Consider the following 21,183-nt stretch of genomic DNA (forward strand, 5'->3'; position numbering starts at 1 on the left):
CCGTCCACATGCCGGACACGACACCTGGACGGGGGTGGCCGGGTTCGTATTCTCTGCTCCCAAGCGGGACGGAGGGCGGTGGTGAGCGTGGTGCAGGCGGGGTCGACGCCGTACCGGGCCGCGTCACGCGAGCGCACGACGTCACGCGAGCGCGCCACCCCGCGAGAGCGCGTCGCGCCCGTCGGTCGGGCGGAGCTGCTGACGCGCCTGGACCAGGTCCTCCGCACCCGCGGCCGCGCGCTCCTCACCGGCCCGGCCGGGATCGGCAAGACCGAGGTCGCCCAGGCGGCCGCCGACCAGGCCGCCTGCGGCCGTGGAGAAACGGTCCTGTGGCTCGCCCCGCAGCCCGCCGACCGCGACATGGCCGGTGCCGCGGCCGCCGCCCTCATCGCCTCCGTGCCCGCCGCCGCGCTCGACGGACTGCCCGAGCCGCAACGCGCCGCCGTCGCCGTCCTGTGCCGCGAGGCCACGGCACCCGAGACCGGCTGGGACCCCGTGGCGCTGCGCCTGGGCATCGCCCGCATCCTGCGCACCCTGGCCGAGCGCGGGCCGGCCCTCCTCGTCGTCGACGACGTCCAGCGCATCGACGCGGAGAGCGCCGACCTGCTGCGCTTCGCCTTCCACCTGGCCCCGCCCACGCTGCGCGTCCTCGCGGTCGAGACGCCGGACCCGTACGCCGACGGCGCCTCCTGCACCCTGTGGGTGCCCTCGGAGGCCGACGTCCTGCTCGTACCGCCGCTCCAGGCCGACGAGATCGCCGAACTCCTCGTCCACCACCGGCTGCCGTCCCGGATGGCCGGGCGCATCCACCGCACCAGCGGCGGCAACCCGCGCCTCGCGCTCGCCGTCGGCCGGTCGCTGGCCGACGCGCGGACGCCCGTGCACCACGCCGAGGCGCTGCCGCTGTCCGGCCGGGCCCGCGACCTCGCGCGCCGCATGCTCGCCCCCGCCACGCCCGACGTGCGCGCCACGCTGCTGCTCGCCGCCCTCGCGCTGCGCCCGACGGCGGCGCTGATCCGCCGCGCCGGCCGCCCCACCGCCGAGGCGGAGCTGGCCGCGGCCGAACGCGCCGGCCTGATATCGGTGACCGAGGACGGCACGGTCGCTTTCACGGCCGGCCTGCTGCCCTCCACCCTCGTCCACGACACCTGCTGGACCGAGCGCAGCGCGGGCCACGCGGCGCTCGCGCGCGTGGTGGACGACCCGGTGGAGGCGGTACGCCACCGGGCGCTCGCCACGGATGTGCCCGACGAGGACCTCGCCGGCGAGGTCACCACCGCCGCGGAGACCGCCCGCCGCCGCGGCAACAGCGCGCTCGCCGCCGAACTGGCGCTGCTGGCCGCCGAGTCGACGCCGGTACGCCTCGGGGAGCGGCGCATCGCCCGCCTGGTGGACGCCGCCGAGGAGGCCGCCCGCGCCGCCCGCGCCGATCTCGCGATGCGCGCCGCAGCCGACCTGCTCGCCCGCGACGCGGCACCCGCCGACCGGGTGCGCGCCCGGCTCGCCGTACTCGACACGGCCGGGCAGGGGCTGACGGACCTCGACGAGCTGTACGTGCACGCCATGGAGGACTCCGACGGCGACCCGCGGCTCCGGGCGGGCGTCCTGCTGCGGCTCGCGGTCAAGTACGTGCTCGCGGACGGCGATCCGGTACGTTCGCGGGCGGCCGCCGTCGAGTCGGCCGCGCTCGCCACTTCGGTGGACGACCGGCACACGGCGGCGAAGGCCCTGACCGTACAGGCCCGGATGGACAGGGCGCTCGGCTCGCCGGACGCCGAACGGACGCTGGCCGAGGCCAGGGCCCTGGAGATGACCGACCGGCCGCTCGGCGTGCGCAACGCCGCCCAGATCCTGACGATCCGGCACGCGCTCTTCGACGACCGGCTCACCGAGGCCCGCGACCAGCTCAACGCCCTGCTCCCGCTGGTGGAGCGGCGCGGCCCGGTCGAGGACGCCATCGAACTGCTGAACACCCTCTCCCAGGTGGAGGCCCGGCGCGGGCAGTGCCCGGCGGCCCTCGCGCACGCCCATCGGTCGCTCGCGCTGACCCTGGAGGCGGGCCTGTCGCCGGGGCCCGCGTGGTACCACCTGGCGCTCGCGGAGACGGCAGGCGGCAGCTTCGCGCGGGCCGCGGGATACGCCCGGCGCAGTGTGCGCGCGTCGGAGGAGGAGGGCGACCACGTCTTCCTCTCGCGCAGCCTGTACGCCCTCGGCCGCGTCCAGCTGGTCACGGGGGACGTGGCGAGCGCCCTGGAGACGCTGCGCCGCGTGCAGGAGGCGGAGAAGGCCCAGTGCGCCGTGGACCCGTCGATGGTGCGCTGGCACGAGGAGCTGGCCGAGGCACTGCTGGCCAACGACGCCCGGGACGAGGCGGAGGCGCTCCTCGCCGACGTGGGCCCGGTCGCCGAGCGCCTGGGCCGTACGACGGTGCTGCTGGGCTTCGACCGGGCGTACGCGCTGTGCCTGGCGGCGGGCGGCAAGACCGACGAGGCGGTGGCCCTGCTGGCCGAGACGGCCGACCGGTTCGCCGCCCACGGGCTCGTACTGGAGCAGGGGCGCTGCCTGATCGCGCTGTCGCGGGTGGAGCGCAGGCGGCGCAGGCGCTCGGCGGCACAGCAGGCACTGCACGCGGCGGCGGCCGTCTTCGAGCGGGCGGGTGCGGTGCCGTGGCTGGCGCTGACCGCGGAGAACCCCTCGTACGCAGAGCCGGCGCCGGGCGCGGCACCGGCGGGGAACGCGGCCCTGTCCCGGCTCACCGAGGCGGAGCTGCACCTAGCGCGGCTCGTCGGCGAGGGGGCGAGCAACCAGGAGGCGGCGGCCCGGCTGTACCTGAGTGTGAAGACCGTCGAGGCACGGCTGACGCGCATCTACCAGAAGCTCGACGTCCGTTCGCGGGCGCAGCTGGCGACGGTGCTGAACCAGGGCGCCGGGTCCTGAGCCGTGCAGGGCTCTTGCCCGGCCGGCCGTTCACGCGCTTCACTGACGCAGCTCCCCCCCCACAGGAGAATCCCCCGTCCCGCCCCCGACGCACCGAAGGGTTTCTCTTGACCACCACCTTCGCCACGGCCTCCACCGCCGTTTCCGCGCGCGCGACCGCCGTCCTCGCCGCGGCCTGCGCGCTCGTCCTCGGCGCGGCCGTGCCGTCCTCCGCGATCAACTCGTACAACGCCACGCCCGCGCCCGAGCGCACCGAGGTCGGCGCGCTCGTGGCCACCTGGGACCACGACGACGACCCTGCGACCCCGGACCGGGTCGACTGGGTGTGCTCCGGCACGATGATCGACACGGACACGTTCCTGACGGCGGCGCACTGCACCAGCGACTGGCCGGCCAACGTGCGGTTCTTCGTCTCCCTCGACCAGGACGTCCAAGGGGCGCTCGACCGGGCCGCCGAGCGGCACCCCGGCGATCCGGCGGCGGTCGCCCGCGCCGTCGCCGTCCCCGGCACGGCGCACAACCACCCGGCGTACCCCGGCCCGGCCTCGGACACCCACGACATCGCGGTGGTCGAGGTACCGGCGGACCGGCTCGCGGCACGCTGGGCGTTCACCCCGGCCGCGCTGCCGAAGGCGGGGGCGCTGAGCGCGCTGGGCCCGCAGGGGCTCAGGGAGACGCCGTTCACGGTCGCGGGCTACGGCACCCAGGAGGCCCGGCGTGGCCCGGGCGGTCACACGCACCCCGGGGGCGGTGTCCGGATGAAGGCACCCGTCACGTACGACGCCCTCAACGACGCCTGGCTGCGCCTGGCCATGACGGCGCCGCAGGGCAACGGCGGTGCCTGTTACGGCGACTCGGGCGGCCCGAACTTCGCGACGCTGGGCGGCAGGCGCACGCTCGTCGCCACCACCGTCACGGGTGACTCGCCGTGCTACGCCACCAATGTGACCTACCGCCTGGACAGCCCGGGCGCCCGGGCGTTCCTCTCGCCGTTCACGAAGCTTCCCTGAGCCTGGCGGAGGGGCGGACGGCGAAGGCCCCCGGAAGCACCGGCTTCCGGGGGCCTCGGGCGCAAGGCGCGGTCAGCGCGCCGTCACGGCGATCAGGCGGGGGTGATGTTCTCCGCCTGCGGGCCCTTCTGGCCCTGCGTGATGTCGAAGGTGACGGCCTGGCCTTCCTGGAGCTCGCGGTAGCCGTTGCCGTTGATGTTGGAGTAGTGCGCGAAGACGTCCGGACCGCCGCCGTCCTGCGCGATGAAGCCGAAGCCCTTTTCGGAGTTGAACCACTTCACGGTTCCGCTGGCCATGCTGGTGCCTCTCAGTTTGATGACGGGTCCGCACCGCGCGGACCCGGAGGTGATCGCCCTGGTCCTGCACTGCACAGCAAGAAGCCCACGCCTCCGCGTGGGCAGGAACTGCGAACCACGACATCTGGCATCGACGCTACACCGTGAAGGGGCTCATCACCAGAGAGCAACTTCCCGCCATTCAGGGGGCGCCGGTCCAAAACCCGGCCTGGCGGCCGTCGCTGCCGGGCGTACGAGGGTGTGCCAGGGCGTGATCGGCTGGGCGGCTCTCGATGTCGGTGGGCCCCGATCACCCGGGCCGTCCTCCGAGGTGACCTGGGTCCCGTCACGCCCCCGGACCGTTCGCCTTCGCCTTCCTCCCGATAACCTCTCCGGGTGACCGATGAAGTTACTCGCTGGTATCGCTTCGCCGACCTGCTGCCGGAGCCCGCGGCCACCGAGGTCAGGGACCTTTGGGCCACTGGAGAACAGGAAGCCGGTCTCGACCGGCTCGTGGCCGGTCTCCAGGCGCACGGCGTGGTGGTGAGCGAGGCCGTCGTCGCCGAGATCGCGGTCGTGGCCCGGGAGTGGGGCATGGGCGAGGTGCTCACGCCCCGGCTCCTGCACTGCGCCGCCGTCCGGGCGGGCGCGGAGGAGCCGGCGCTCCGGCTGATCGAACACCCGGACGCCCGGCCGCTGCCGGCCCAGGGCACCGGTCAGGCCGTCGTGCCGTGGATCGGCTGTGGTCGCTGCGGCGAGGTACTGGCCCGCGTGCACACCGTCGAACCGTGGGGCGCACTGTCCCTCACGCCGCTGCACTACGCGCTCCTGACGCCCGGCGCGGCGGCGCGGTCCCGGCTGTTCGCCGCCGACTCGGCGTGGCCGGCCCTGGCGGCCCTCGGCACCTGCGCCTGACCGGCCCTCGGTACCTGCGTCTGACCGGCCCTCACCCGCTCCCCCCGCCTCACCTGCGCTGCCGCGAGCCGATCAGGCCCTGGGCCACCAGCTCGTCGGCGACGAGGCCGGCGTACTCGGTGGCGCCGCGCACCGAGGTGTGGGTGTTGTCGCGCTTTTCGTCCGTCAGGTACAGGGCCTTCGACGCCTCCGTACCGAGCGTCTCCACCCGCGTCTTGGTGAGCGCGGTCAGATCGATCAGCGGGGTGCCGAGCCGGACCGCCAGGGCGCGGATCTCCGCCGGGTGGTCGACGCCGAGGGCGTTGACGTGCAGGGCCGCGTCGTTGTCGAGCGTGCCGTCGGCGTTGAACCAGCGGCGCACGATGGGCGTGACGAGCACCGGCCGGCCGCCCCGCGCGCGTACGCCGTCGACGAGCGCGGTGAGGTTCGCGCGGTAGGTCGGCGCGTCGGTCCGCTTGTCGTTGTGGGCCAGCTGGATGAGCACCAGATCGCCCGGACGGACGCGCTGTCGCGCGGCCGGGAAGAGGGCGGGGTGGGCGAGGAAGGTGACGGTGCTCTCGCCGGAGTCGGCGTGGTTGGCGACCGAGAGCCCGCGCCTGAGGAGCTCGGGCAGCCGCTGCCCCCAGCCCGCGTACGGCTCACCCGGCTGGTCGCACACCGTCGAGTCGCCGATGAGCACGATCCTGCGGGTGGCGTACGGCGCCGGGGTGACGCGGACCACGGACAGCACGGGCGTCGGGCCTCCGAGGACCAGGTGCAGCCCCGGCGTCCCGGCGGGCCCGGTGGGCTCGCCCTCGGGGGTGCGTACGTCGACGGTGAAGGAGCGGCGGATCCGCTCGCCGGCCGCGGTGGCGGTCTCGGGGAGCATCGCGCGCCGCGTCTCGACGGTGACGGAGGTGGCGCCGGCGCGCTCGCCGCCGAGCGTGACGGTGACGTCGTACGTGCCGGGCGGGACGTCGAAGTGGCAGACGACGGGCGCGACACGGGCCCCGGTTCCGGAGCCGGTACCGATGCCGGTGCCGGTCCCGGTGCAGTCGTCCACCACCTGCCCGTACGCCGTCGACGCGTGCGCGGGCGGGACGGCCCAGACGGGGAGCAGAGGCAGGGTCACGGCGGCGACCGCGACCAGCAGGGCGGTACGTCTCTTACGGTTCAAGGGGCTCAAGGCGCTCAAGGCGTTCACGGCGTTCATGGCACCAAGAAACCTCAGGCGCCCTCCCCCGGCAGCGCGGCGCACGGCGCGGGTTCCGCTAGCTTCGGCGTCATGAGCAGCGCCGTCACCCCTCCCCCGTTCACCGACGCCCTCACCGACGGCCCCGCCCTCGTCCTGGACGGCGGCCTCTCCAACCAGCTGGAGGCCGCCGGGTACGACCTCTCCGACGACCTGTGGTCGGCGCGGCTGCTCGCCGAACGGCCCGAGGCGATCGTCGAGGCGCACCGGGCGTACTACGCGGCGGGCGCGGACGTCGTGATCACCTCCAGCTACCAGGCGACCTTCGAGGGCTTCGCCCGGCGCGGCATCGACCACGACCGGGCGGCCGAACTGCTGGCGCTCAGCGTGGAGCTGGGGCGCGAGGCCGCGCGCCGTGCGGAGGCCCGGAACCCCGGCCGGGCGCTGTGGGTGGCCGCGTCCGCCGGGCCGTACGGGGCGATGCGGGCCGACGGCTCGGAGTACCGGGGGCGGTACGGACTGGGCGTCGACGAGCTGGAGCGTTTCCACCGGCCGCGTCTGGAGGTGCTGGCCGCCGCCCGGCCGGACGTCCTGGCGCTGGAGACCGTGCCGGACACGGACGAGGCGCGGGCGTTGCTCCGCGCGGTGCGCGGACTCGGCGTACCGGCCTGGCTGTCGTACACCGTCGCCGGGGACCGGACGCGCGCCGGGCAGCCGCTGGAAGAGGCGTTCGCCCTCGCGGCGGACGCGGAGGAGGTCGTGGCCGTCGGCGTCAACTGCTGCGCCCCCGAGGACGCCGACCGGGCGGTCGCGCTCGCCGCCCGCGTGACCGGCAAGCCGGTCGTCGTGTACCCGAACAGCGGCGAGCGCTGGGACGCCCGGGCGCACGCGTGGGACGGGCGTCCGACTTTCTCCGCCGGCCGTGTGAAGGGCTGGCGGCGGGCCGGGGCGCGGCTGATCGGCGGGTGCTGCCGGGTGGGGCCGGAGACGATCGCGGAGATCGCCACCCGACTCCGCTGATCGTCTGATCGGTTGCCGGCGATCCATTGACCGGCTCACCGCCGAGCGATCAGCATTCCCGTGTTCCGACGACGGGAGTGACACGATGCCGCAGCTGCCGCCCGACGACCGCGCGTCCAGCCCGTACACCGGCTTCACCCGCGCCCACTGGGAGGCGGTGGCCGACGGCCTGGTCCGGGCGGCCTGGCGCTGGGCGACGCCCGGGGGCGCGCTGCTGGACCTGCCGGGGCGCCCGTCCGTGTCCGGGGTCCGTTCGGACGGCCTGGAAGGGTACGCCCGGACCTTCCTCGCGGCCGCCTTCCGGGTCGCGGGCGCCGGCGGCGGGGACCCGTACGGACTGCTCGGCCGGTACGCGGACGGGCTGGCGGCGGGTACGCGCACGCCCGGCCGCGACGACGCCGAGTCGTGGCCCCTCGTCCTCGACCACCACGTCCAGGGGCAGCCGATGGTGGAGGCCGCCTCCGTGGCGCTCGGGCTGCGGCTGACCCGGCCGTGGCTGTGGGACCGCCTCGACGACGCCGTACGGGACCGGGCGGAGGCGTGGCTGCGCGGGGCGCTGCGGCACACGCCCGCGCCGAACAACTGGTACCTCTTCCCGCTCACCGTGGCCGGGTTCCTGGAGTCGGTCGGGCGCGGCGACACGGAGACCGCGCGGGCGGTCGAGCGGGGCCTGGGGCTGCTGGAGTCCTGGTACCGGGGTGACGGCTGGTACGCGGACGGCGACGGCCGGGCCTTCGACCACTACAACGGCTGGGCCCTGCACCTGTATCCGGTGCTCCACGCACACCTGGCCGGTGACGAGGGGATGTTGGGCGTGTACGGGCCCCGGCTGCGCACACACCTGGAGGGGTTCTCGCTGCTGTTCGGCGGGGACGGGGCGCCGGTCCACTTCGGGCGGTCGCTGACGTACCGCTTCGCGGCGGGCGCGGCGGTGGGCCTCGGCGCGCTGACCGGGCACACGCCGCTGGCGCCCGGGGTCTCGCGGCGGCTGCTGAGCGGCTGCCTGCGGTACTTCCTGGACCGGGGTGCCGTGGACGGCGACGGGCAGCTGACACCGGGCTGGCACGGCCCGCACGAGCCGACGCTCCAGGCGTACTCGGGCCCGGCGTCGCCGTACTGGGCGTCCAAGGCGTTCGTGGCGCTGCTCGTCCCGGCGGACGACCCGCTGTGGACCGTACGGGAGGAGGCCGCGCCCGCCGAGGACGGCGCCGACCGGGTGCGGGCGCTGCCCGCGCCGGGGCTGCTGGTGCAGACGACGGCCGCCGACGGGATCGCGCGGCTGCACAACCACGGCAGCGACCCTCTGCGGCCCTTCGAGGGCGAGTCGGCGGACCGGCACGACGTGCTGTACGGGCGGCTCGCCTACTCGACCCGTACGGGGCCGACGTCGGCCGGCAACGCACCTGACAACCACCTGTCCGTCGAGGTCGACGGCGTCCCGTCCGTACGGTGCCGGGTCCGTCCCCTGGGCGCGGGCCACGGCGACGGCTGGGGCTGGGCCGCCTCCTGGCACCGGCCCTCCTTCCCCTCCGGCGCGCCGATGGTGCCGGGCCTGCGGGTGGAGCACGTGACGGTGGCGCGCGGCCGTTACGAGCTGCGGGTGCACCGGGTGACGGGCCTGCCGCGCGGTGCGTGCGTCCACCTGTCCGGGTGGGCCACGGGCCCGGGCGAGCCGCTCGTCTCGCAGTTGTACGGCCTGCACGGCTGGGCGGACGCGGACGCCGCCGAGCTGCGCGCGCCGCAGGGGACGGCGTACACCCGCTGGGCCACCCTCCCCCGCGTCGGCACCGGTCCCTGCGACGGCGGTACGGCGCTGCTGGTGGCCCTCGCCTCCCTGACCGCCTCCCCGGACCCCGCCCCGCTCGCGGAGGCGGCGGTCCTGGAAGGCACGGACGGCGGCGACTCGGTGGAGGTGCGCTGGACCGGCGACGGATCGCTCACGCGGGTCGCGTTCACGCCGTCGGTGACGGTGGCGCATCGCCGGCCGTAACCGCCCTTCCGGTCAGTAGGCGACGGTCAGGTGCGCCGCGCCGGCGGGCCGCTCCAGCTCGTCGACGACGGCCACCGCGAGGTCCTCGGCGCTGATGCGCGACACCCCGGCGGCGTCGGTCAGCAGCGTGTCCCGGCCCCACCGGTAGGTGCCGGTGCGCTCGCCCGGTTCGAGGAGCGCGGGCGGGCTGAGATACGTCCAGCCCCGGTAGGTGTGGCTCTCGCAGGCGCGCAGCCGGGTGAGGCTGGCGCGGGCGATGGACCGCCACCGCGCGGGGACGAACGTCTCGTCGTCGACGGCGAGCCGGGCGGGGTCGCCGGGGGTGCGGAGCGGTCCGGCTCCGCCGACCACCAGCACCCGGACGCCCGCGGTCGCCGCGGCGTCGAGGAGGCGGTGCGTGGAGCCGGTCACGGCGGCGGTGTCGTCCAGGACCGGAGGGACGCTCAGCACGAGGGCGTCGGCTGCGGCGAGGGCGGCGTACGGGAGACCGGCGGTCGTGAAGTCCGCGGCCAGCGCCCTCACGCCCGCCGCCTGCCGCTGCTCGGGAGGCCGCCGGGACACGGCGGTCACGTGGTGACGGCGGCGTACGGCTTCGGCGGTGACGCGCGAGCCGACCATGCCGGTGGCGCCGATGACGGTGATCCTCATGAGTGGTGGCCTTTCCGGGCGCGCGGCACGTCGGCCCGCGGTAGGGGGAGGTGTACGCGTGAGGGGGTGAACTGCCCGGCGACGAGCGCCGCGAGCGCGAGGGCGAAGCCGCCGAGCTGCGTCGGCGTGAAGACCTCGCCGAGGAGCACGGCCCCGACCACCGCGGCGACGAGCGGGGAGAGCAGGACGAGGAGGGACGTGGCAGTGACGGGCAGGCGGCCGATGCCGCGGAACCACAGCACATAGGCGATCAGCCCGCCGGCGGTCGCGAGCCAGAGGTACCCCGTCACCGCGTGCGCGTCGACGTACGGCGGTACGCCCTCGAACAGCAGGACCAGCGGCAGCAGGAACAGTCCGCCGCCGGTGAGCAGCCAGCCGGCGAAGGGCAGCGGGCCCACCCCGGCGGGGCGTCCCCAGCGCTTGGTGAGCGTGACCCCCGCGGCCATCGACCCGGCGGCTCCCACTCCGGCGACGACGCCGAGCGCGTCGAACCCGGCGCCGGGGCGCAGCACCACGAGCCCTACGCCGACGACTCCGGCCACCCCCCACGACAACCGCCAGGACGACGGCGATTCGCTGAGCACGACGATCGCGAGCCCCGCCACGATCAGCGGCTGGGCCGCGCCGAGGGTGGCGGCCACGCCGCCGGGCAGCCGCTCCGCGGCGACGAAGAGCAGCGGGAAGGGGGCGCCGATGTTGAGCACCCCCAGCACGGCGGCCTTCCACCACCAGTCACCGCGCGGCAGTGTGCGGGTGACCGCGACGGCGAGCAGCCCCAGGGGCAGCGAGCGCGTCAGCGCCGCGAACAACGGGTGGCCGGGCGGGAGGAGTTCGGTCGTGACCCAGTAGGTGGTGCCCCACGCCATCGGCGCGAGCGCGGTCGTGACGATGAGGAGGAGGAGCGTCCAGCGGGAGCGCCGTGCCCGCCGGCCGGTCGATGGGTTGATCTGCTGCGTCGTGGTGCGCCGTAGCGCCGTCCCCGTGGTCATGCATCGAGTGTCGACGCGTGGCGGCTATGAATCCAACGCATGGTTTTCATCCCAGCGATCGTGCTGCACGATGAATCGGTGGATCTGCAACAGATGCGTTACGTGATCGCCGTGGCCGAGACGCGGAACTTCACGCGCGCCGCCGAGCGGTGCTTCGTCGTCCAGTCCGCCCTGAGCCACCGCGTCGCCGCGCTGGAGCGGGAGCTCGGGGTGAAGCTGTTCGCCCGTACGAGCCGACGGGTGGAGCTGACGGCCGCCGGTGAGGCGTTCCTGCCGGCGGCGCGGCAGTCACTGGAGGCGGCCGACCGTGCCGCCGCCGAGGCCGCCGCGGCGGTGGGCGTCGTGCGGGGGCGCCTGGCGGTGGGCGTGATCCCCACCGTCGCCGCGATCGACGTCCCGGCGGTGCTGCGGGTGTTCCGTGAGCGCCATCCCGAGGTGCGTATCAGCCTCCGCGTCGCCGCCAGCGACGAGCTGACGGCCCAGGTGGTGGCGGGAGATCTCGATGTCGCGGCCCTGGGCCTGCCGGAGGGCGACCGGCCCCGGGGCGTCCGCGCACGGCTGCTGGCGCGCGACCGGCTGGTCGCCGTCGTACCCGAAGGGCACCCCCTGGCGGGGCGGGCCCGGGTGGGCCTGGCGCGGCTCGCCGAGGAGACGTTCGTCGACTTCCCCGCCGGAACGCCCGGCCGGGCCCAGAGCGACCGGGCGTTCGGGGAGGCACGGTTGACGCGTGAGGTCGCGTTCGAAGTGCTGGCGCCGGATCTGATGGTGCGGCTGGTCCGGCAGGGGCTCGCCATCGCCCTGCTGCCGTCCGCGGTCGCGGCGGGCCTGCCCGGGCTGGCGACCGTACCGGTCACCGGGGGGCCGCGCCGGGTCGAGTACCTGGTCTGGAGCGAGTTCAACCCGACTCCGGCGACCACGGCGTTCCTGCGCACGTTGGAAGAGCACGGACGTGACGCAGGGACGCAGTGATGCGGTGGTGTGGCGGTGCGGTGGCGCCGGAGCGCCGGGGCGCCGTCCCGCCCGTCAGCCTCCGAGCGGCAGGCCGGCGGGCACGCCACCGAGGAGGCCGCCGACGGGACCGCCGCCGACCGGCAGCGGCGAGGCCTGACCGGGCTTGCCCTGCCCCTGCGGTCCCGAGGCGAGCAGGCCCGTGCTGTTGAGGTTGGAGGAGATGGGCGTACCCACCGAGGCCGGCGGCTGCTCCGCGACGGCGGTCGCGACGGCGGCGGCCGGAACGATCGCCGCCATGCTCGCGCCCGCCACGCCGGCGCACACGGTGATCAGTCGGACACCGGGACGAATGCTCATATCTGCTCACTCCTGTATGGATCGGAAGAAGAGAAAGGTTCCTACAGATAAGTGCAACGAGCCCCGGTCTCCGACGACACTGCCCAACCCGGCGTCTCGTCCCCGACCAGGGCACAGCGCGGCCGCACCCCCGGCGGTGCGCGGAGACGGATCGTTACGCCCGCCGCGCGGTGGCGTTGTCCGGGCATGAAACAGAAGAACGGGCAAGAAGGACGGATCCCGACCGTGGGCGTGGTCGTCGCACGCACCGGCCGGCTGGCGCGGCTCGGGGATCCGCTGGCGTACGCGATGGAGCTCCTGGCGCCGAAACTGCGCGGGCGGGTGCGCCTGGTGAGCCGCGACAGCCGCTCCACCGCCGAAGGCGCCCGGCGGGCCGTGCGGGAGCTGGTGCGGGACGAAGGGGCCCGGATGGTGGTGACGCTGGCGGGCACGGAGGTGCTCCCGGCGGTCGCCGACAGCTGCGAGGAGGCCGGTGTTCCGTGCTTGTCCAGCACCTTTCCCTGGCAGGTGTACTTCTACGGGCGCGGCGCGACGGATCGGCGTCCGTTCCGCTGGACGTACCACTTCTGCTGGGGTCTCGACGACATCGCGGAGACCTTCGCGGACCTGTGGGAGGCGGCGGGTGCGGGACCGGGCCGCGCGGTGGGGTGCCTGTGGAACGACGGCCCGCAGGGCGCGTGGTCGCGCCACGCCGAGCACGGTTTCCTTCCGGCGGCCCGGGCGCGCGGCTACCGGCTGGTGGACCCGCCGGGGTACCGGGAGCCGTCCGGGGGCTTCGACGGGACCGGCGGGACCCTGGCGGCGTTCCGGGAGGCGGAGGTGGACGTCGTCACGAGCGCGGCGACGGGGGCGGACCTCGCCCTGTTCCGGCGGGAGGCCGCGGCGTACGGGTTGCGGCCCCGGCTGATCACCTGTTCGCGGTGGCTGGCGTATCCGCCCGCCGCGACGGCCACCGGCGAGCCCCCGCAGGCGAACGTGGCGACACTCGTCTACTGGACCCCGGCCCACCCGTACCGCTCGTCCCTGGACGGCATGACCGCCGCGGAACTGGCCGAGGCGTACGAGCGCGCCACCGGCAACCGATGGCTCCAGCCGCTGGGTCTCGCGTACGCCCTCTTCGAGGTGGCCGCCCACGCCCTGACGACCGCCACCGACCCGACGGACCCGCCCTCCGTGACGGCGGCCCTCGCCACGACGCGCCTGCACACGATGGCGGGCCTCCTGGACTGGACGTCGGGCCCGGTCCCGAACGTCGCCACGATCCGCCTCTCGGGCGGCCAGTGGCAACGCGGCCGCACGCACCCGTACGAACTGGTGGTGGTGGACCCGCGGGGTGTTCCGGGCCTCCGGTCGGGCGGTGCGCTGGTGAGCGCGGGTGGGGGTGAGGCGGGCTGACGCCTACCGGCGGCGTCCGCGCCGGCAACGCTCGCGCCATCCGCTCCTACGGGGAGAACGGCTTCCGACCGGTCGGCTTCTCGGTCGATGTGGACTGCCGAAAAGCGAGCAGCGCTCTACCGCCTCAACCGCCACCAGGGCCTCTGTAAGAAGCCACTTGACGAGTAAAAACGCAACTTCGACAGCGTCTGCGGAGGTGGCTATCGTCACCTGTCATTCGGCGGCGCCCACAGTCGCATAGGAGTTCCATCAGGCTGAGTGGATCACGCCTATAACTCCCCACGCGACGGGCAGGCCCCCGAATCGAGTCCACGCCCGGACGGCGGGGACCGTCAGAAACCTTTTCCACCAGGCCCGCTCGGCCAGGGAGAGACACATGCCCCATCTCGCTCTGTACACGTTCAGCGTCCTGAAATCTCCCCTCACCGATCCCGGGCCTCTCACGCGGGAGTTCTACGAGAGCGGTGAGGCCGTCTACCAGGAAATCGGCCGGCACCCCGGATTCATCGCTCACGCTGAACCGGCGCACCACATCCAGGGCGTACTCTTCGACGCCGACTGGGGCGAATGGGGAGAGTTCGTCGTTCCGGCCTGGTACGGCAAAGGCCGCAGTGCGGAGACCACCGCCCTGGCCGCGACCCTCTCCCTCTGGAGCGATCTGGGCGCCGCCTTCGACGCCATCTACACCGGCCTGCACCGCGCGGCGCTCAACAGGCGTTACGACTGGTTCGAGCGGACAGGGCACCCGGGTTACGCGTTCTGGTGGGTCACCGACGGCGCGATACCTACCTGGCAGGACGGCGTTTCCAGGCTGGAGCACCTCGACGCCTGCGGCTCCGCGCCGTACGCCTTCACCTTCCACCGCTCGTTCGACCCAGACGGAAAACCGGCCGGGCTCGAAGACCTCGGAACGAAGAGCAAGGTGCGCTGACGCGGAAGGGCTGATCCGGGCGATGAGACAGGCCGTTCCGCAAGGCCGGCCACAGGTAGGGGGTTCCGTCGGGCGCCGCATTCGGCCGCACACGGCCGGGAGTATCAGGTGAGCGTTCAAGCAGCCTGATCGAAGTTTTCGTCAGGGCTTTCGTCGCCGCAGGGCAGCGCATCACACCGGGCAGGTTCGCCGTCGGCGTTCGACGACTCCGCCTTTTCCAGGGCGCGCAGCACGATCCAGCACAGCAACGTGATGACGTGGGCGGTCCAGGCGTTGTGCCACACCCATGGCCACCAGGCGGGTGTGGGTGTGGCGAGGGCTTCGGTGGCGGTGAGGAGCATGGCGGCGGCCAGGCTCCAGCACACTGTGCGCTCGACCCGGCGGGTGCTGGGTGCGAAGCGGTTGGTGCACCGACGGGCGGACGGCAGGTGATCGGGGCGCATGCGGTTTTCCCTTGGAGGGCCCGAGGGCCGGCAGGCAGGTACGACCGTCCCGGGTTGGACGGCCGGTGACGCGAGAGGAGTCGTGCCACCCGCGGCGGCGGGTGTTGCTCGCCCTGGGGGAGGCGTGTGCGCTGGCTCAGATGCTGCGGGATCAGCCGTGCCCACGCGAACAGGTAGCTGGCCACGGGAGCGGTTTTCGGCCAGCGTCACGACGCTTGCATGACATGTTCCCTGCAGCAAGTATTGCCGCAAGGCATGCTTAAAAGCGGAAAAACGTTTCTACTTCTTTGGCCCGTAATCGCCCGTGTGTGCGATGGGTTGGGGGCAGGTCCGTCACGTGGGAGCTGTGTCAGCGTGTGCGCCGACGGTGGCCACTGCGGCTGCCGCAAGACACTTCTCTCGGGGGGACGTTGCTGACTGCCCAGGGCGACCACTTCCGTGGACCACGCCGGGCGAACCGGTTACACCTCCGCCCGGTCCCCCCGGATGCCACCAAGGCCCCAGCCTCGGAACCGGTCGGTAAGCGCCTGGAAAGGGTGCGTACATGCCTGTAGCTCTCGGCCTAGAGCGTGTCTCTTTGACGGGCTGGTCAGTTGATCGGATGTGTCTGTCCGATGAGTGATCACTACGGTCCAGCCGATGTCGTCGCCGGCCCAGCGCCGTCCCCGGACCGGATCGGCCGGCATGAGCGGCTCGATCCGGGGATTTCCCTATTTTTCAGGCGTAGGCGGTGGTGTTCGGGGATCCTGTCGAGGTACCTCTGAAGACCACAGTAAGGAGACCTCCAGTGCGCCGCCCGACCCGGAAAGCCTTCGCCGCCCTCATCGCCGCAGCCGGCCTCGCCCTCCCCCTCCTCACCCCCACACCCGCCTCGGCTGCCACCGCCACCAGCCGCTTCGCGAACTACCGCTACGGGGACTGCCTGCGCGAGACCTCCGAAACCGACCTCAAGGGCGACCGCTGCACCACCGGACGCGGCAGCCTCCTGTGGCAGTGGAACGGCCGCCTCAACACCAGCACCACTCTTAAGAACAACTTCTGGGGCCGCTGCCTCGACAGCAATGACCGGGGCGACGTCTACCCCCTGCGCTGTAACGGCGGCTCATACCAGAAGTGGCGCACCGTCCAGCCCGCCGCCGGCAGCGCCATCATGCTCCAAAGCGTCGGCACGGGCCGCTGCCTCTACCAGCAGGACGACGGCTACTACCGCACTGCCGGCTGCGACCGAGGCGCCCAGAACCAGCGCTTCACCATCGGCTGAACGGATCTCTCGACCGCTTCAAGATGCCGCCGGGCGAGCAGCTCTTCTGTTACGCGAGGCCGGAAGGCGGTCCGTTGGCCGCGCTGGTGATCTCCATTCCTGACCGGTCTGGTCGCCGCGGAGTTGCGGATAGCGTGCGGGCATGGCGAGGGAGAGCAAGGGCCGGGTTCTGTACCGGCAGGGCAGCGGGTTCTGGCGGATGACGGCGAAGTGGGTCCTGGTCTTCGGGGCCCTGTACCTGGTGGACGGTGGGCTGCTCCGATCGTGGAGCCGCGCCGTGGCCTGGCCGTTCATCTGGCTCGTGCTGTGGGTGCCGGTCGGGATCGGCGCGTTCTGGTATCCGAAGAAGGACCAGAAGGTCACGCTGACGACACGTGAACTGCGCATACGGCGCAGGCGGCTGCCGATGGAGAAGGTGAACCTGCTGCACGTGGCGCGCCTGTGGCTGGAGGGGCGGTCGACCGCCGACCACCAGCCGGTACTGGAGTGGACACGCCGTGACCGCGTGGTGTGGGTGCCGCTGCTGGACGGCCAGGCGTACGGCGTGGAGTTTCGCGACCCGGCCGCGTTCGCCAAGGTTTTCGGCGCCTTCGCGGTCGCGGCGTGCGGCGGGCCGGAGATCGTCCGGGCGAGGGCCGCAACAGCGGACTACCCTGAGCCGCGCCCGAGGGTGACCCGCTCCGCCGGCAACGGCTCCCGTACGGACCTCCTGGACATCTTCGGCTGAGACGCGGGACTACTCGCCGCTGGCCCACCCTTTGGCACAGGTGCTGGGACGGGCGTACGGCACGGCCTGACCCCCGGGCCGCGTGGGTCCGGGGGTCAGGAGGGTCATGCCGCTCGCCGGGGCCGACGGCCCCGCTCCGTGGGGGACCGGCCCGTCAGTCGCCCGGGCGGATGCGGCCGCGCCAGCCGCCGTCTTCCGCGCCCTGCTTCTCGATGTACTCCTTGAACCGGCGCATGTCGCCCTTGACCCGGCGGTCGATCATGCCGGTCATGTCGGCGGCCTTGTCCGCCATACCGCTCGGCTCGACGTCCATGACCAGTTCGACACGCGTGTGGGTGTCGTCGAGGGGATGGAAGCTGACCATGCCCTTCTGGTGGGTGTCGCCGCTGATCGTCCGCCACGCGATCCGCTCGTCGGGGAGCTGGTCGATGATCTCGGTGTCGAACTCCCGCTTCACCCCGCCGATCTTGGTGACCCAGTGGTTGTGGCGGTCGTCGACCTGCCTGACCTCCTCGACCCCCTCCATGAAGTGGGGGAACGACTCGAACATGGTCCACTGGTTGTAGGCGGTGTGCAGGGGCACCTCGACCTCTACGGCTTCCTTCACCGTGCTCATCAGTGACTCCTCGCTTCCGTGCTGTCGGCGACGCGCGGCGGCGTTCCCGCCGCGCTCGGCACGTCATCCGGGTAACCCGCATGCGCTCGGCTATGCGTCCTCACGCCATGAAGTGGAACTTCAGGGCGGCGAGGACCTCCTCGGGGCGCTCGGCAGGGGCCAGGTGGGACGCGCCGGGGAGCTCGGTGAGGGTGGCGTCGGGGAGGGCGGTGGCGAGCTCGTGGGCGTGGGCGGGCGGGGTCGCCGGGTCCTGGAGGCCGGCGAGCACCAGGGTGGGGGTGGCGATGGAGGGCAGGGCGTCGCGCAGGTCGTAGGCGGCCAGAGCGTCGCAGCAGGCGGCGTACGCGCCCGGGTCGGCCCGGCGCAGGTCGTCGACCAGGCGCCGGGCCAGGGGGTCCCCGGTGAAGCCGGGCGTGAACCAGCGGGAGGCCGCCTTCACCGCGACCGGCTCCGTGCCCTCGCGGCGTACGAGCGCGGCGCGGTCCCGCCAGGGACCGGGCTCGCCGAAGTGGGCCGAGGAGCAGACGACCGCGAGCCGGTGCAGCCGGTCGGGGTGGTGCGCGGCGAGCTGGAGGCCGACGGCGCCGCCGAGGGAGACGCCCGCGTAGTGGAACCGCTCCAGGCCGAGGGCGTCGGCGAGGCGCAGGACGTGCGCGGCGAGGTCGGCGACGGTGACGGTGGTGGTGCCCGGCCGGAGGAGTCCGGCGGGGCTGTGCCCGTGTCCGGGCAGGTCCCAGCGCACGCGGCGGAAGGCGGTGAGCCCCGGTGCGACGCGGTCCCACAGGGCGGTGGAGGTGCCCAGGGACGGCCCGAGGAGCAGGGCGGGGGCGGTGTCGTCGCCCTCCGTGACGTGGTGGAGCAGGGCCGGCTGGTCCATCGGCTTCATCGGCTTCATCGGCGTTCCAGGGCGCGATCGGTGAGGGGCCCGGCCGCGCCCGTGTAGTGGGTGGGGTCCGTCAGCTCGGATGACACGCCGAGTACGTCGGCGAGCGGCTTGCCGGTCGTACGGACCTCCTCCGCCGCACGCGCGAGCACGTCCTTCGGGAAGCGGGTCCGCAGCCGCTCGGAGACGATCAGACCGTGGGTGAGGTCCAGGTCGGCCCGCATCCGCTCGGGGTGGACGCGCAGCCCTTCGGCCAGCCGCACGGCGTGGTGCGCGGCGCCGCCGACGAGCCGCAGCAGGTCGCGCAGCGGCTCCCACTCGGCGTGCCAGGCGCCGGGGGGCCGCTCGTCCTCGGCGGCGACGGAGGCGTACAGGACGGCGGCGAGGGCGGGCGCGCGCCGGGCGGCCGCCGCGAGCAGGGTGGAGCGTACGGGGTTGGTCTTGTGGGGCATGGCGGAGGAGCCGCCGCCGCTGCCCTCGGTCACTTCGCCCGTCTCTGTCCGGGAGAGGACGAGGACGTCCGCGGCGGCCTTCCCGAGCGCCCCGGCGGTGAAGGCGAGGGCGCCGGCGAGGTCGGCCACCGGCGTACGCAGGGTGTGCCAGGGCAGGGCCGGTTCGGCGAGGCCGAGTTCGCGGGCGTACGCGCCGACGAGGGCGAGCGGGTCGGAGCCGTAGGCCTCGAAGGCCGCCAGGGTGCCGGCGGCGCCGCCGAGTTGGACGGGCAGCCGGTCGCGTACGGCGTACAGCCGGTCGCGGGCGTCCAGGACGAGAGCGCGCCAGCCCGCCGCCTTCAGGCCGAAGGTGGTGGGGACGGCGTGCTGGGTGAGGGTGCGGCCGGGCATCGGCGTGTCGCGGTGCGCGGCCGCGAGGGCGCCCAGGGACGCGGCGGTGCGCTCCAGGTCCGTCAGGAGCGGCGCGAGGGTGCGGGAGGCGACGAGCATGGCCGCGGTGTCGAGGATGTCCTGGCTGGTGGCGCCCCGGTGGACGTACGCCCGCGCGTGTTCCGGTACGGCGGCGGTCAGGTCCGCGACGAGCGGGATGACGGGGTTGCCGCTGGTGCGCGCGCGCAGGGCCAGGTCCCGTACGTCCGGGGCGTCGAAGGGGCGCGCGCAGGCGGCCGCGATGGCCTCGGCGGCCTCCGGGGGCGCCTGGACGCGGGCGAGGGCGGCCTCCGCGTCGAGCATCGCCCGCAGGAAGGCCGCGTCGGAGGTGGCGGCCTCGGCCGGTGTGCCGGCGCTCCCGGGGGCGAGCAGGCCCGTCTCCTCGGGGTCGTACTCGGTCGCCGTGTACGCCGTCATGCGAACTCCAGGAAGACGGTCTCGTCCTCGCCCTGCAACCGGATGTCGAACCGGTACGTCCGGTGCGGTTCGGGGCGGTGCGGTTCGGGGCGCGCGACCAGTGTCGCGGCGCGCGCGGGCGGCAGCGAGGCGAGCAGGGGGTCGGTGGCCCCGGCTCCGGCGGGTTCGGGGAGGTAGGCGCGGGTGAAGAGGTGGTGGGTGAGTCCGCGGGCGAAGACGCACAGGCTCAGGTAGGGGGCGTTTGCGCCGCGCCTGCCGGGGCGCAGGGTCCGTACCGTCCAGTGGCCGTCGGCGTCGGTCGGTACACGGCCGAAGCCGGTGAAGTCGACGCCGTTGCGGCCGAGGAAGCCTCCGGTGACGGGGTCGCGGCGCATCGAGCCGCCCTTGCGCGGCAGTTCGCCGTCCGGGCCGGGCCCCCAGACCTCGATGAGCGCGTCCGGGACGGGCCCGCCCTCGCCGTCGAGGACGTACCCGTGGACGGTGATGGTGTCCGGGTGCCCGAAGGGGGCTATCTCGCCGCCGCCGGGAAACGGGAGGGCGTACCCGTAGAAGGGGCCGACCGTGTGCGAAGGGGTGGGGTCGAGGGGGCTCATCGGCCGTCCTCCATCCAGGTGGCGGCGGGACCGTCCAGGACGATGTCCCAGCGGTAGCCCAGGGCCCATTCGGGGGTGGAAAGGGTGTGGTCGTAGGTGGCGACCAGGCGCTGCCGCGCGCGTTCGTCCGTGACGGACTGGAGGATCGGGTCGTACGGGAAGAGCGGGTCGTTCGGGAAGTACATCTGGGTGACGAGCCGCTGCGTGAACGCGGAGCCGAAGAGCGAGAAGTGGAGGTGGGCGGGCCGCCACGCGTTGGCGTGGTTGCGCCAGGGGTAGGCGCCGGGCTTGATGGTGGTGAAGCGGTAGTGGCCGTCGTCGTCGGTGAGGGTCCGTCCGACGCCGGTGAAGTTGGGGTCGAGGGGCGCCGGGTGCTGGTCGCGCCGGTGGGCGTAGCGGCCGGCGGCGTTGGCCTGCCAGAGCTCGACGAGCTGTCCCCGTACGGGACGCCCGTCGCGGTCGCGTACGCGCCCGGTGACGGTGATGCGCTCGCCGATCGGTTCGCCGGGGTGCTGGCGGGTGAGGTCGTTGTCGAGCTCGGTGACGTCGGTCTCGCCGAAGGCGGGTGCGGCCAGTTCGACGGCTTCCGGGTCGCGCTGGGCGGCGATGGCGACGAGCGGACGGCGCGGGTGGCGCAGCACGCTGGAGCGGTAGGGCGGGTAGTCGCGCGGCGGGTGGTCGGCGCGCGGGGCGCCGTCGGCGACGGACTTCTCGTACGCGGTGCGCTGCCGGACGATCTCGACGTCGATGTCCTGCTGGGTGAGTGCCATGGC

The 21,183-nt window shown here is 74.0% G+C and carries 20 protein-coding genes and 1 pseudogene; 10 read left to right on the plus strand and 11 right to left on the minus strand.

Annotated features, from left to right (window positions below; genetic code table 11):
• Positions 1-81 precede the first annotated feature (81 nt).
• Positions 82-2,937, plus strand: a complete 2,856-nt coding sequence (locus AB0A69_RS05265; RefSeq protein ID WP_361415544.1) for an AAA family ATPase — start codon at positions 82-84, stop codon at positions 2,935-2,937.
• 107 nt (positions 2,938-3,044) lie between these two features.
• The gene (locus tag AB0A69_RS05270) at positions 3,045-3,947 is read left to right on the plus strand and encodes a trypsin-like serine protease (protein ID WP_361415546.1); all 903 of its coding nucleotides are present in this window, start codon (positions 3,045-3,047) and stop codon (positions 3,945-3,947) included.
• Positions 3,948-4,039: 92 nt separating this feature from the next.
• On the opposite strand, the gene AB0A69_RS05275 is transcribed toward AB0A69_RS05270, so the two are convergent.
• Positions 4,040-4,243 (minus strand): cold-shock protein, encoded by a 204-nt coding sequence (locus AB0A69_RS05275; RefSeq protein ID WP_190203608.1) that lies wholly within the window; start codon positions 4,241-4,243, stop codon positions 4,040-4,042.
• 375 nt (positions 4,244-4,618) lie between these two features.
• On the opposite strand from AB0A69_RS05275, the gene AB0A69_RS05280 reads away from it, so the two are divergent.
• On the plus strand, positions 4,619-5,137 hold the full coding sequence (locus AB0A69_RS05280; protein ID WP_361415548.1) for a hypothetical protein: 519 nt from the start codon (positions 4,619-4,621) through the stop codon (positions 5,135-5,137).
• Positions 5,138-5,186: 49 nt separating this feature from the next.
• On the opposite strand, the gene AB0A69_RS05285 is transcribed toward AB0A69_RS05280, so the two are convergent.
• Complete coding sequence (locus tag AB0A69_RS05285; protein WP_361415550.1) at positions 5,187-6,293, minus strand: rhamnogalacturonan acetylesterase; 1,107 nt, start codon at positions 6,291-6,293, stop codon at positions 5,187-5,189.
• Positions 6,294-6,401: 108 nt separating this feature from the next.
• On the opposite strand from AB0A69_RS05285, the gene mmuM reads away from it, so the two are divergent.
• Together mmuM and AB0A69_RS05295 are read left to right on the plus strand one after the other, a co-directional pair.
• Positions 6,402-7,328 carry a homocysteine S-methyltransferase gene (gene mmuM / locus AB0A69_RS05290; RefSeq protein WP_361415552.1) on the plus strand — a complete coding sequence of 309 codons (927 nt, stop codon included), beginning with the start codon at positions 6,402-6,404 and terminating at the stop codon, positions 7,326-7,328.
• 85 nt (positions 7,329-7,413) lie between these two features.
• The gene (locus tag AB0A69_RS05295; protein WP_361415554.1) at positions 7,414-9,318 is read left to right on the plus strand and encodes a DUF2264 domain-containing protein; all 1,905 of its coding nucleotides are present in this window, start codon (positions 7,414-7,416) and stop codon (positions 9,316-9,318) included.
• A gap of 12 nt (positions 9,319-9,330) precedes the next feature.
• Here the strand turns inward: AB0A69_RS05295 and AB0A69_RS05300 are convergent, their stop codons facing one another.
• Positions 9,331-9,966, minus strand: coding sequence for an NAD(P)H-binding protein (locus AB0A69_RS05300; protein WP_361415556.1), 636 nt, complete (start codon positions 9,964-9,966; stop codon positions 9,331-9,333).
• Entirely contained in the window at positions 9,963-10,832 is an 870-nt protein-coding gene (locus tag AB0A69_RS05305) for an EamA family transporter (RefSeq protein WP_361416796.1), read from the minus strand. Before AB0A69_RS05305 ends, AB0A69_RS05300 begins: the two co-directional genes overlap by 4 nt.
• A gap of 201 nt (positions 10,833-11,033) precedes the next feature.
• Here AB0A69_RS05305 and AB0A69_RS05310 point away from each other — a divergent pair, with 201 nt between their 5' ends.
• Positions 11,034-11,924, plus strand: a complete 891-nt coding sequence (locus tag AB0A69_RS05310) for a LysR family transcriptional regulator (protein ID WP_361415558.1) — start codon at positions 11,034-11,036, stop codon at positions 11,922-11,924.
• Positions 11,925-11,978: 54 nt separating this feature from the next.
• Here AB0A69_RS05310 and AB0A69_RS05315 read toward each other — a convergent pair whose 3' ends face one another.
• Positions 11,979-12,263 (minus strand): hypothetical protein, encoded by a 285-nt coding sequence (locus tag AB0A69_RS05315; RefSeq protein ID WP_361415560.1) that lies wholly within the window; start codon positions 12,261-12,263, stop codon positions 11,979-11,981.
• 225 nt (positions 12,264-12,488) lie between these two features.
• Between AB0A69_RS05315 and AB0A69_RS05320 the strand changes: the two genes are divergently transcribed.
• Positions 12,489-13,658: an ABC transporter substrate-binding protein gene (locus tag AB0A69_RS05320; protein ID WP_361415562.1), complete on the plus strand. Its 1,170-nt coding sequence runs from the start codon at positions 12,489-12,491 to the stop codon at positions 13,656-13,658.
• A 376-nt stretch (positions 13,659-14,034) separates the two neighbouring features.
• Positions 14,035-14,589, plus strand: coding sequence for a DUF3291 domain-containing protein (locus AB0A69_RS05325; protein WP_361415564.1), 555 nt, complete (start codon positions 14,035-14,037; stop codon positions 14,587-14,589).
• Between the two features lie 116 nt (positions 14,590-14,705).
• On the opposite strand, the gene AB0A69_RS05330 is transcribed toward AB0A69_RS05325, so the two are convergent.
• Positions 14,706-15,032 (minus strand): hypothetical protein, encoded by a 327-nt coding sequence (locus AB0A69_RS05330; protein WP_361415566.1) that lies wholly within the window; start codon positions 15,030-15,032, stop codon positions 14,706-14,708.
• A gap of 787 nt (positions 15,033-15,819) precedes the next feature.
• Here AB0A69_RS05330 and AB0A69_RS05335 point away from each other — a divergent pair.
• Together AB0A69_RS05335 and AB0A69_RS05340 are read left to right on the plus strand one after the other, a co-directional pair.
• Positions 15,820-16,293: a hypothetical protein gene (locus tag AB0A69_RS05335; RefSeq protein ID WP_361415568.1), complete on the plus strand. Its 474-nt coding sequence runs from the start codon at positions 15,820-15,822 to the stop codon at positions 16,291-16,293.
• 142 nt (positions 16,294-16,435) lie between these two features.
• Entirely contained in the window at positions 16,436-17,020 is a 585-nt protein-coding gene (locus AB0A69_RS05340) for a hypothetical protein (RefSeq protein ID WP_361415570.1), read from the plus strand.
• 154 nt (positions 17,021-17,174) lie between these two features.
• Here AB0A69_RS05340 and AB0A69_RS05345 read toward each other — a convergent pair whose 3' ends face one another.
• The 5 genes and pseudogenes from AB0A69_RS05345 to pcaH form a co-directional block, all read right to left on the minus strand.
• On the minus strand, positions 17,175-17,636 hold the full coding sequence (locus AB0A69_RS05345; RefSeq protein ID WP_361415572.1) for an SRPBCC family protein: 462 nt from the start codon (positions 17,634-17,636) through the stop codon (positions 17,175-17,177).
• Between the two features lie 109 nt (positions 17,637-17,745).
• Positions 17,746-18,513: pseudogene (locus tag AB0A69_RS05350) on the minus strand (alpha/beta fold hydrolase); the annotation flags it as partial.
• A gap of 14 nt (positions 18,514-18,527) precedes the next feature.
• Complete coding sequence (gene pcaB, locus AB0A69_RS05355) at positions 18,528-19,817, minus strand: 3-carboxy-cis,cis-muconate cycloisomerase (RefSeq protein ID WP_361415574.1); 1,290 nt, start codon at positions 19,815-19,817, stop codon at positions 18,528-18,530.
• On the minus strand, positions 19,814-20,410 hold the full coding sequence (gene pcaG / locus AB0A69_RS05360) for a protocatechuate 3,4-dioxygenase subunit alpha (protein ID WP_361415576.1): 597 nt from the start codon (positions 20,408-20,410) through the stop codon (positions 19,814-19,816). Before pcaG ends, pcaB begins: the two co-directional genes overlap by 4 nt.
• Positions 20,407-21,180, minus strand: coding sequence for a protocatechuate 3,4-dioxygenase subunit beta (pcaH, locus tag AB0A69_RS05365; protein WP_361415578.1), 774 nt, complete (start codon positions 21,178-21,180; stop codon positions 20,407-20,409). The genes pcaG and pcaH overlap by 4 nt, the downstream gene beginning before the upstream one ends.
• Positions 21,181-21,183: the final 3 nt, after the last annotated feature.

Origin of the sequence: Streptomyces sp. NPDC045431 (genome assembly GCF_040646655.1) — a bacterium.
In the GTDB taxonomy this organism is placed as follows: Bacteria; Actinomycetota; Actinomycetes; order Streptomycetales; family Streptomycetaceae; genus Streptomyces.

Coding starts and splice junctions, on each gene's coding strand:
- AB0A69_RS05275 (WP_190203608.1), bottom strand. CDS start 4,243: ATGGCCAGCGGAACCGTGAAGTGGTTCAACTCCGAAAAGGGCTTCGGC.
- mmuM (WP_361415552.1), top strand. CDS start 6,402: ATGAGCAGCGCCGTCACCCCTCCCCCGTTCACCGACGCCCTCACCGAC.
- AB0A69_RS05295 (WP_361415554.1), top strand. CDS start 7,414: ATGCCGCAGCTGCCGCCCGACGACCGCGCGTCCAGCCCGTACACCGGC.
- AB0A69_RS05300 (WP_361415556.1), bottom strand. CDS start 9,966: ATGAGGATCACCGTCATCGGCGCCACCGGCATGGTCGGCTCGCGCGTC.
- AB0A69_RS05305 (WP_361416796.1), bottom strand. CDS start 10,832: ATGGCGTGGGGCACCACCTACTGGGTCACGACCGAACTCCTCCCGCCC.
- AB0A69_RS05315 (WP_361415560.1), bottom strand. CDS start 12,263: ATGAGCATTCGTCCCGGTGTCCGACTGATCACCGTGTGCGCCGGCGTG.
- AB0A69_RS05325 (WP_361415564.1), top strand. CDS start 14,035: ATGCCCCATCTCGCTCTGTACACGTTCAGCGTCCTGAAATCTCCCCTC.
- AB0A69_RS05330 (WP_361415566.1), bottom strand. CDS start 15,032: ATGCGCCCCGATCACCTGCCGTCCGCCCGTCGGTGCACCAACCGCTTC.
- AB0A69_RS05340 (WP_361415570.1), top strand. CDS start 16,436: ATGGCGAGGGAGAGCAAGGGCCGGGTTCTGTACCGGCAGGGCAGCGGG.
- AB0A69_RS05345 (WP_361415572.1), bottom strand. CDS start 17,636: ATGAGCACGGTGAAGGAAGCCGTAGAGGTCGAGGTGCCCCTGCACACC.
- pcaB (WP_361415574.1), bottom strand. CDS start 19,817: ATGACGGCGTACACGGCGACCGAGTACGACCCCGAGGAGACGGGCCTG.
- pcaG (WP_361415576.1), bottom strand. CDS start 20,410: ATGAGCCCCCTCGACCCCACCCCTTCGCACACGGTCGGCCCCTTCTAC.
- pcaH (WP_361415578.1), bottom strand. CDS start 21,180: ATGGCACTCACCCAGCAGGACATCGACGTCGAGATCGTCCGGCAGCGC.